Source organism: uncultured Rikenella sp., assembly GCF_910579375.1.
Classification (GTDB): domain Bacteria; phylum Bacteroidota; class Bacteroidia; order Bacteroidales; family Rikenellaceae; genus Rikenella.
In genome coordinates, this window is the sequence record NZ_CAJTUJ010000096.1 from 1 (window position 1) to 7,077 (window position 7,077).

Genomic DNA, 7,077 nt, shown 5'->3' on the forward strand with positions numbered 1-7,077 from the left:
CACCGCAAAACGAGTGAAATCCCTTATTTACGCGGGCGGGCGACGGAGTTTTCGTGAGTGGGCAAATTTTTTCGCGCGCCTGGGGAAATCCAGTCAAAACGCACAAGTGCATTTTGACGATTTCCCTTTTAAGGCGGCGGCGCGCGGTCGAGCTTTGACCCGCCTAAAACTGGCCTCGGGCCGGCCGGGCCCCACGTCCCGTGAACGGGAAATGCTGCGCATTTCAATTGGCTGCCTCTACCCCAAGCAATACGCGAAACTATACCTCGGCCCCTTATCAACACGACGACGCCAGCAATGCCTCGACACGTTCCCGCAGCAACGCTTTCGTCAGCGCACCGACATGTATCCCGCACCCCGAAACCCCATCCGACGATAGGAAAACCAAAGCCGGCACATTCCGAACTCGGAACCGCACCGCAATCCTTCGCTCTCGGTCGATGTCGATTTTATAGAAATCGACCCGACCCGCATACTCCTCCGCAACCTCCTCAAGCACAGGCAACATCGTTCGACACGGCTGACACCACGGCACATAAAAATCCAAAACAACCGGCCTCTCCCCCACCGGACGATAAGTCCCATCTTCCGACGGCCGAACCACCTGTTCCAAAGCCGCCTCTTTCAATTCAAGCAATTCCATCATTCTGTTCCATCAGTTTATCACATCACAAACATACCATGCAAAAAACATACACTTTTCCCATTCTTTACAGAACAGACATATAAAAAAGAGACAGCCTCTCATCCCTCCAAACAAAGGGAAGAGAGGCTGCCTCGAAATACTACTGAGAAAGAATCGCGCCGGACTAATCGGCAATCGTCTTGCCGGTACGTTTTTCCTTGCGGGTCATCATGTCGTATGCCACCGGCGTTGCAACGAACACCGACGAGAACGTCCCGATCACCACCCCGAACATCAGCGCGAAGACGAAACCGCGAATCACCTCGCCACCGAAGATAAAGATCGCCAGCAACACCACAAACGTCGAACCCGCCGTATTGACCGTCCGGGCCAGCGTACTGTTGATCGCATGGTTGATATTTTCGCGCCGCGACCGCCGCGGATAGAGATGCTGATTTTCACGAATCCGGTCGAAGATCACCACCGTGTCGTTGATCGAATACCCGATGATGGTCAGGATCGCCGCGATGAAAGACTGATCGACCGTCAGGTTGAACGGCAGCAAACCGTACAACAGCGAGAAGATACCGATCGTAAGAATCGCATCGTGGAACAGGGAGACAACCCCTCCCATCCCATACTGCCAGTTCTTGAATCGGATCGCAATGTATATCCCGATGGCGATCAGTGAGAAGATCACGGCAATGAACGAATTGACCTTGATATCGTGCGCAATACTCGGCCCGACCTTCTCCGCACTGATAATCCCGTACGGATTATTGACCGTCGTCGTAAAGTCTTCGATCGAGATGTCCTGTTTATAGAGCGGTTTCAAAGCCCGATAAATCATCTCGTTGATCTCGTTCGTCACCCCGTCCGCATCGTCCGCGTATTTGTACTGGGTCACGATCCGCATCTGCTTCTGATCCTTATTCCCATACTGCTTCACTTCCAACCCGTCGGTAAAGACCTTATCCAGCTCAGCCCGCACCTCGTTAGCGGTCACCTGCTGGTCGAAGCGCACCACATAGGCCCGTCCCCCCGAGAAATCGACACCGTAGCTCAACCCCTTGGTCGCCAGCGAGATGATCATCACGAGAATCAGCACCCCGGAGATAATATAAGTGTATTTCCGGCAAGCGATAAAGTCGATCTTCGCATTGCCGAGGAAGTGTTCCGTCATCCGGTTCCAGAAGCGGATGTTCCACCCCTTATCGAGCATCGCCACGAAAATCAACCGCGTAATAAAGATCGCGCAGAAGAGCGATGTCAAAATCCCGATAATCAACGTCGTGGCAAAGCCCTGCACCGGCCCCGTCCCGAAGATGAAGAGGACGATACCGGTAATCAATGTCGTCGCCTGTCCGTCGATAATAGCCGAATAAGCGTTCTTGAACCCATCGGCGATCGAGAGGCTGAGCCCCTTACCCGAGTGCAGTTCCTCTTTGATCCGTTCGTAAATAATCACGTTGGCGTCCACCGCCATCCCCATGGTAAGGACGATCCCGGCAATCCCCGGCAAGGTCAGCACCGCACCGAACGAAACCAACACCCCGAACAAGAAGAAGAGGTTGGCAATCAGGGCGATATTGGCCACCATCCCCGCCGTCTTGTAGAAGAAGAACATATAGATGAGCACCAGCACGAACGCCAGCACGAAAGAGATCATCCCTGCATCGATCGACTCCTGTCCGAGCGACGGCCCTACGACCGCTTCCTGCACAATTTGCGCCGGAGCCGGAAGGCGTCCCGACTGCAAGATATTGGCCAAGTCCTTCGCTTCGGCAATCGTAAAGTCGCCGGTAATCTGCGAGTGCCCCCCGGCGATCTCGCCGTTCACGATCGGGCAAGAGTATACATACCCGTCCAGCACCACCGCGATATACCGTCCCACATTATCCGCCGTCAGCCGCGCCCAGGTCTTCGCCCCCGCAGCATTCATGCTCATCGAGACTTCGGCCGACGAACCGGTCTGTCCGTACTGTCCGACCGCGTCGGTAATCACGCTCCCGTCCAGCGCCGGCCGCCCGTCGTTGCTCCCCTTGATGGCATAGAGTTCGAAGACCGTCGGATTTCCTTTGATCCCCTTGATCCCCCACATGAAGCGCACGTCGCGCGGGAACATCGCCCGCACCTGCGGCATATTGAGGTAGGTATTGACCTTCGCCGTGTCATACGACTGCGCCAGCCCGATCACGCCCCCCTCCTGGAACGGCTGGAAGACGCTGAACAACGATGAAATTTCATTTCCCGTCGCCGCAGCAGCGATTCCGTCTTCACCCTGCGCAGCGCCTAGAGCCGACAGCACGTCGGTCGAATCCTTCGCCGCCTCATCAGCCGCTTCCGCAGCCGTTTCAGTCGCCGAAGCCGAAGCGTTCGCAGCCTTTTCCGCCGCCAGCAAACCGGCCACTTCGTTATCGGCCTGCGCCATCATCGGATAGAGCTCCTTCGCCGTATAGGTCGTCCAGAATTCGAGGCTGGCCGTCCCCTGCAAGAGTTTCCGCACCCGTTCCGGATCCTTGATACCCGGCAGTTCGACGAGAATCCGACCGGTATTCCCGATCCGCTGGATATTGGGCTGAATCACCCCGAATCGGTCGATACGGGTCGAGAGCACGTTGAACGAGTTGGAGATCGCCGCGTCGCTCGATTCGCGCAACACGCGGATCACCTGTTCATTCGTGGACTCCGGCGTAATCTTCCCCCGCAGTTCATAGGTTCCGAAGATAGCCGCCAGCCGCCCCTCCGGCGCAATCCGCCGATAGGCGTCCGCAAACAGGGTGATGAAGTCGTCGGTGCTGCTCCGCATAGCCGTCTTGGCATCCGCCATAGCCTGAAGGAACTGCGGGTCGGTACTGTGGTTGGAGAGGGCCTTGAGGACATCTTCGACCGCGATTTCGAGGGTGATGTTCATCCCCCCCTGCAAGTCGAGCCCGAGGTTGATCTCTTTCTCCTGACATTCGGCGTAGGTGTATTTCACCAGTCCGAGGTTGTACACGACCTGCGACTTCATGGAGTCGAGGTAGGCCTGTTCGACAGCCGAGTTCCCGCCGGAGACTTTGGCCGCCTCCTTGCGCACGCTCCGCGTCACGAACGAGAACGAGAGCTGGAACGCGCAGGCGATGGCCAGCATGATGGCCAAGAACTTGAGTGCGCCTTTATTCTGCATGGATCGTAAATAGTTTTATTTTGTTTTTGTTTTTTCGGGTGATATGAAGTTGCAAATATATACTTTTTTCCTGACTCGCAGCCATTTTTCGCCCCGGACGGGTTCCCTCCGCCGCTATTCGACCGCCGAACGAGGCCGATCGGCCAGCCCGGCCCCGAACGCTTCGTTGGGCCGAGGGCCCATCACCAACCGCAGTTCTCCGCCGCCCATGATATCCCGATAGGTGATATAGGCCTTCGAGTAGGGTTCGCCGTTCAGCGTGGCGGACTGAATGTAGATATTCTCCGGCCCGTTGTTTTCCGCCACGACGGTAAATCGCTTATTCCCTGCAACCGGGAACGTGACCCGGTCGAAGACCGGACTCCCCAGCACGAAGGCGCCGTTGGCCGGATTGGCTGGATAGAAGCCCAGCGCGTTGAAGACATACCAAGCCGACATCTGGCCGCAATCTTCGTTCCCGCACAGCCCCTCGACCGTATCGTCGAAAAATTCGTCCAGAATCCGCCGCGCCAGCCGGGCCGTCTTCCACTGCTTCCCAAGGTAAGCATAGGCATAGATCGTCGAGTGGTTCGGTTCGTTGCCTTGGGCATACTGGCCGATCAGGCCCGAAATATCGGGCGAAGCCCCCGGCCCGCCGTTATACGGCACGGTAAACGTACTGTCCAACTTCGCTTCAACCGCCTCCGGACTGGGGAACAAGGCGAAGAGCCCTTCGAAGTCGTGCGGCACGAGCCACGTATATTGCCAGGCATTGCCCTCGCAAAAATCATCTCCCCGGTGGGTCGAGTAGTCCGGATTGAACGGTGTCCGGAACGAGCCGTCGGCCAGCCGCCCTTTCATAAAGCAGTCCGTCGAGTCGAAATAATGGCGGTAATTTTTCGACCGCTCCATAAAATAGTCGTAATCCTCCTCTTTCCCCAACTTGCGGGCCGCCTGCGCCACGCTCCAGTCGCTGATGCAGTACTCCAGCGCCTTGGCCACCGACTCGCCCTCCTCGTCGGCCGGGATGTAGCCGCGCTCGCGTACCTGACGCAGCCCCCGTTCATCGAGCTGCGCATAGGCCCGGATCGCCTCATACGCTTTCTCGCGGTCAAACCCCGGAATATCCTTGAGTATCGCATCCGCAATGACCTGCACCGAAGGAAATCCGACCATGCAATTCGTCTCGTTCCCCGCCAGATGCCACACCGGCACCTTCCCCTGTTGCTCATAAATCCGGATGAAGGAGTTCACGAAATCGCCCACGCGCTCCGGCGCAGTGAGGGTATATAGCGGATTGGCCGCCCGATAGGTATCCCACAGCGAGAAAATCGTATAGATATCGGCACTCGAATCCGCATAAATCTTACCGTCGGCCCCCCTGTATTCACCCGTCACGTCGTTGAAAACAGCCGGAAAAATCGATGCGTGATAAAGCGCGGTATAAAACGTCCGCAGGCGGGCCGTATCGGTCGTCTCGACGGACATATGGGCCAACAGTTCGTTCCACTCCCTCCGCGCCCGGGCACGGGTTTCGTCGAATCCCTGGCCGCGCGCCTCCGCCAATAAATTGGCCTTAGCGCCTGCCACGCTCACCCCCGAAATCGCCACACGAGCCTCCACCGTCTCTCCTTCGGTCAACGGCCCGAAATCGAGCACGGCATATGCCTCCGGCGTCACCACCGTCCGCGCCGGTCGCCCCTCTTTAGCCGGAAACACGGTGGTATCGGCATACACGGCGATGTTTTTGAACGGTTTCGAGAACTCGGCCACAAAATAGACCCGATCATCCTCAGCCCATCCCCGCGAGAGGCGATACCCTTCAACAGTGGAGTCATTCATGGCCCGAATCTGCAACTCCGTCGGCCAGTCCCAGCCGATGCCGTTGAAGAGATTGACGAGCACCCGCGCCGAATCCGTAGCGGGATAGGTGTATTGATGGAGACCGACGCGCGGCGTAGCGGTCAATTCGGCGTCGATTCCGTACCGGTCGAGCCGGGTCTTGTAGTATCCCGCCTGCGCCTCCTCCCGGTCGTGGGAGTAGGTGGACAAATAGTTCTGCGCCTTCACCGGAGCGGTCAAAGTCCCCATCAGCGGCATCAGCAACACATCGCCCTTATCGCCGATCCCGGTACCGCTGAGATGGGTATGGGCAAAGCCGATGACGGTGGTGTCGCTGACATGGTAGCCGGAACACCAGTCCCATCCCTGACTGATATTCGTAGGCCCGAGCTGTACGGCTCCGAACGGCACGTTGGCTCCGACAAAAACGTGCCCGTGTCCGCCGGATCCGATCCGGGGATCGACGAACTGTGCGAGATCGCGCTCCTGATCGTTCGCAGCAGTCCGGCAGCCGGCCAGCAAGGCGGCTCCCAAAACGAGGCTCCATAATCCATGGATCGAAGTTCTCATATTTTCAGTCGTTTCTTTGAATATATCTCAATCATTCACAGCGGCCGGCTGACGATGGCCCCGCCCCGGGCTGCCGCCACGTGTACTCGGGCCTTTTGAACAATCTCGGCAGCCACGGGTACAGCTGGTGTTCTACGATAGATGAGACCGGCGGCATGTTCTTATACTTCCATCCGAAAAGCCTTATTCCTAACGGCGGCAGTCCTCGTGCCTTCGGTTTTCAGTTGCGTTGCCTCTCGGAATAAACGGACGCACAGCGTCTTTTAATACCAGCCTCTACCCTAACTTGAAGCCGAGGCAGCCAGTAAAACGCCCTGCGGCCCGCCCCGGGCTTCCGCCTCAGCACCTCAGGTGCGTTGAGCGACGTCGGCAACTCCGGATACAGCTGGGCCTTTGCGATCAACGACATAAAAGGCGTCTACCTGAGTTTCAACACAATAGGACTCATTCCCAACTACACGACAGACCGCGCCCACGGTTTTCAGTTGCGTTGCCTCTCGGAATAAACGGGAAAGGGAGTCGCGGTGGGCAAGGGGCCGGAGACCCTAACTGACTTAACTTTGGCGGCCGGAGCCAGCGGAGGCAAAACGAGCTCAGCGAGTTGGGCCCTACGCCGGGGTGACGCCGGCCCGAGCGCCCCTTTGGGTCGCAGGAGCACAGCATTTTTCTGTCGGGTTCGGGCTGCGCGCTCCCCGGGTGGGCCAAAGGCCCAGCGCGCAAGCCCGGCGGTTCTACAAACCGCGCTACTCGCTCTCAGCCTACAACTGTTCGCCGCCAGCGGCGAGTGCAACGAACTCCGACGAGTTGCAATCCGCCGCGTGGGGTGGCGGCGGACTGCGCGGCTCAAAGAGCCGCAAAAGCTCGGCCCATTTCTGGGCACGACAACACCCCA

General features: G+C 57.8%; 4 protein-coding genes. 1 reads left to right on the forward strand and 3 read right to left on the reverse strand.

Annotated elements, in window-relative coordinates; genetic code table 11:
- Positions 1 to 277 precede the first annotated feature (277 nt).
- The 3 genes from QZ302_RS07635 to QZ302_RS07645 all read right to left on the reverse strand — a co-directional run bounded on the left by QZ302_RS07635 (position 278) and on the right by QZ302_RS07645 (position 6,185).
- A complete protein-coding gene (locus QZ302_RS07635) occupies positions 278 to 646 on the reverse strand; it encodes a thioredoxin domain-containing protein (protein ID WP_294594187.1) in 369 nt (122 codons plus the stop codon).
- Positions 647 to 809: 163 nt separating this feature from the next.
- Positions 810 to 3,794 (reverse strand): protein translocase subunit SecDF, encoded by a 2,985-nt coding sequence (gene secDF / locus QZ302_RS07640; protein ID WP_294594189.1) that lies wholly within the window; start codon positions 3,792 to 3,794, stop codon positions 810 to 812.
- Between the two features lie 114 nt (positions 3,795 to 3,908).
- On the reverse strand, positions 3,909 to 6,185 hold the full coding sequence (locus tag QZ302_RS07645) for a GH92 family glycosyl hydrolase (protein WP_294594190.1): 2,277 nt from the start codon (positions 6,183 to 6,185) through the stop codon (positions 3,909 to 3,911).
- A 356-nt stretch (positions 6,186 to 6,541) separates the two neighbouring features.
- Here QZ302_RS07645 and QZ302_RS07650 point away from each other — a divergent pair, with 356 nt between their 5' ends.
- Positions 6,542 to 6,691, forward strand: a complete 150-nt coding sequence (locus QZ302_RS07650; protein ID WP_294594192.1) for a hypothetical protein — start codon at positions 6,542 to 6,544, stop codon at positions 6,689 to 6,691.
- Positions 6,692 to 7,077: the final 386 nt, after the last annotated feature.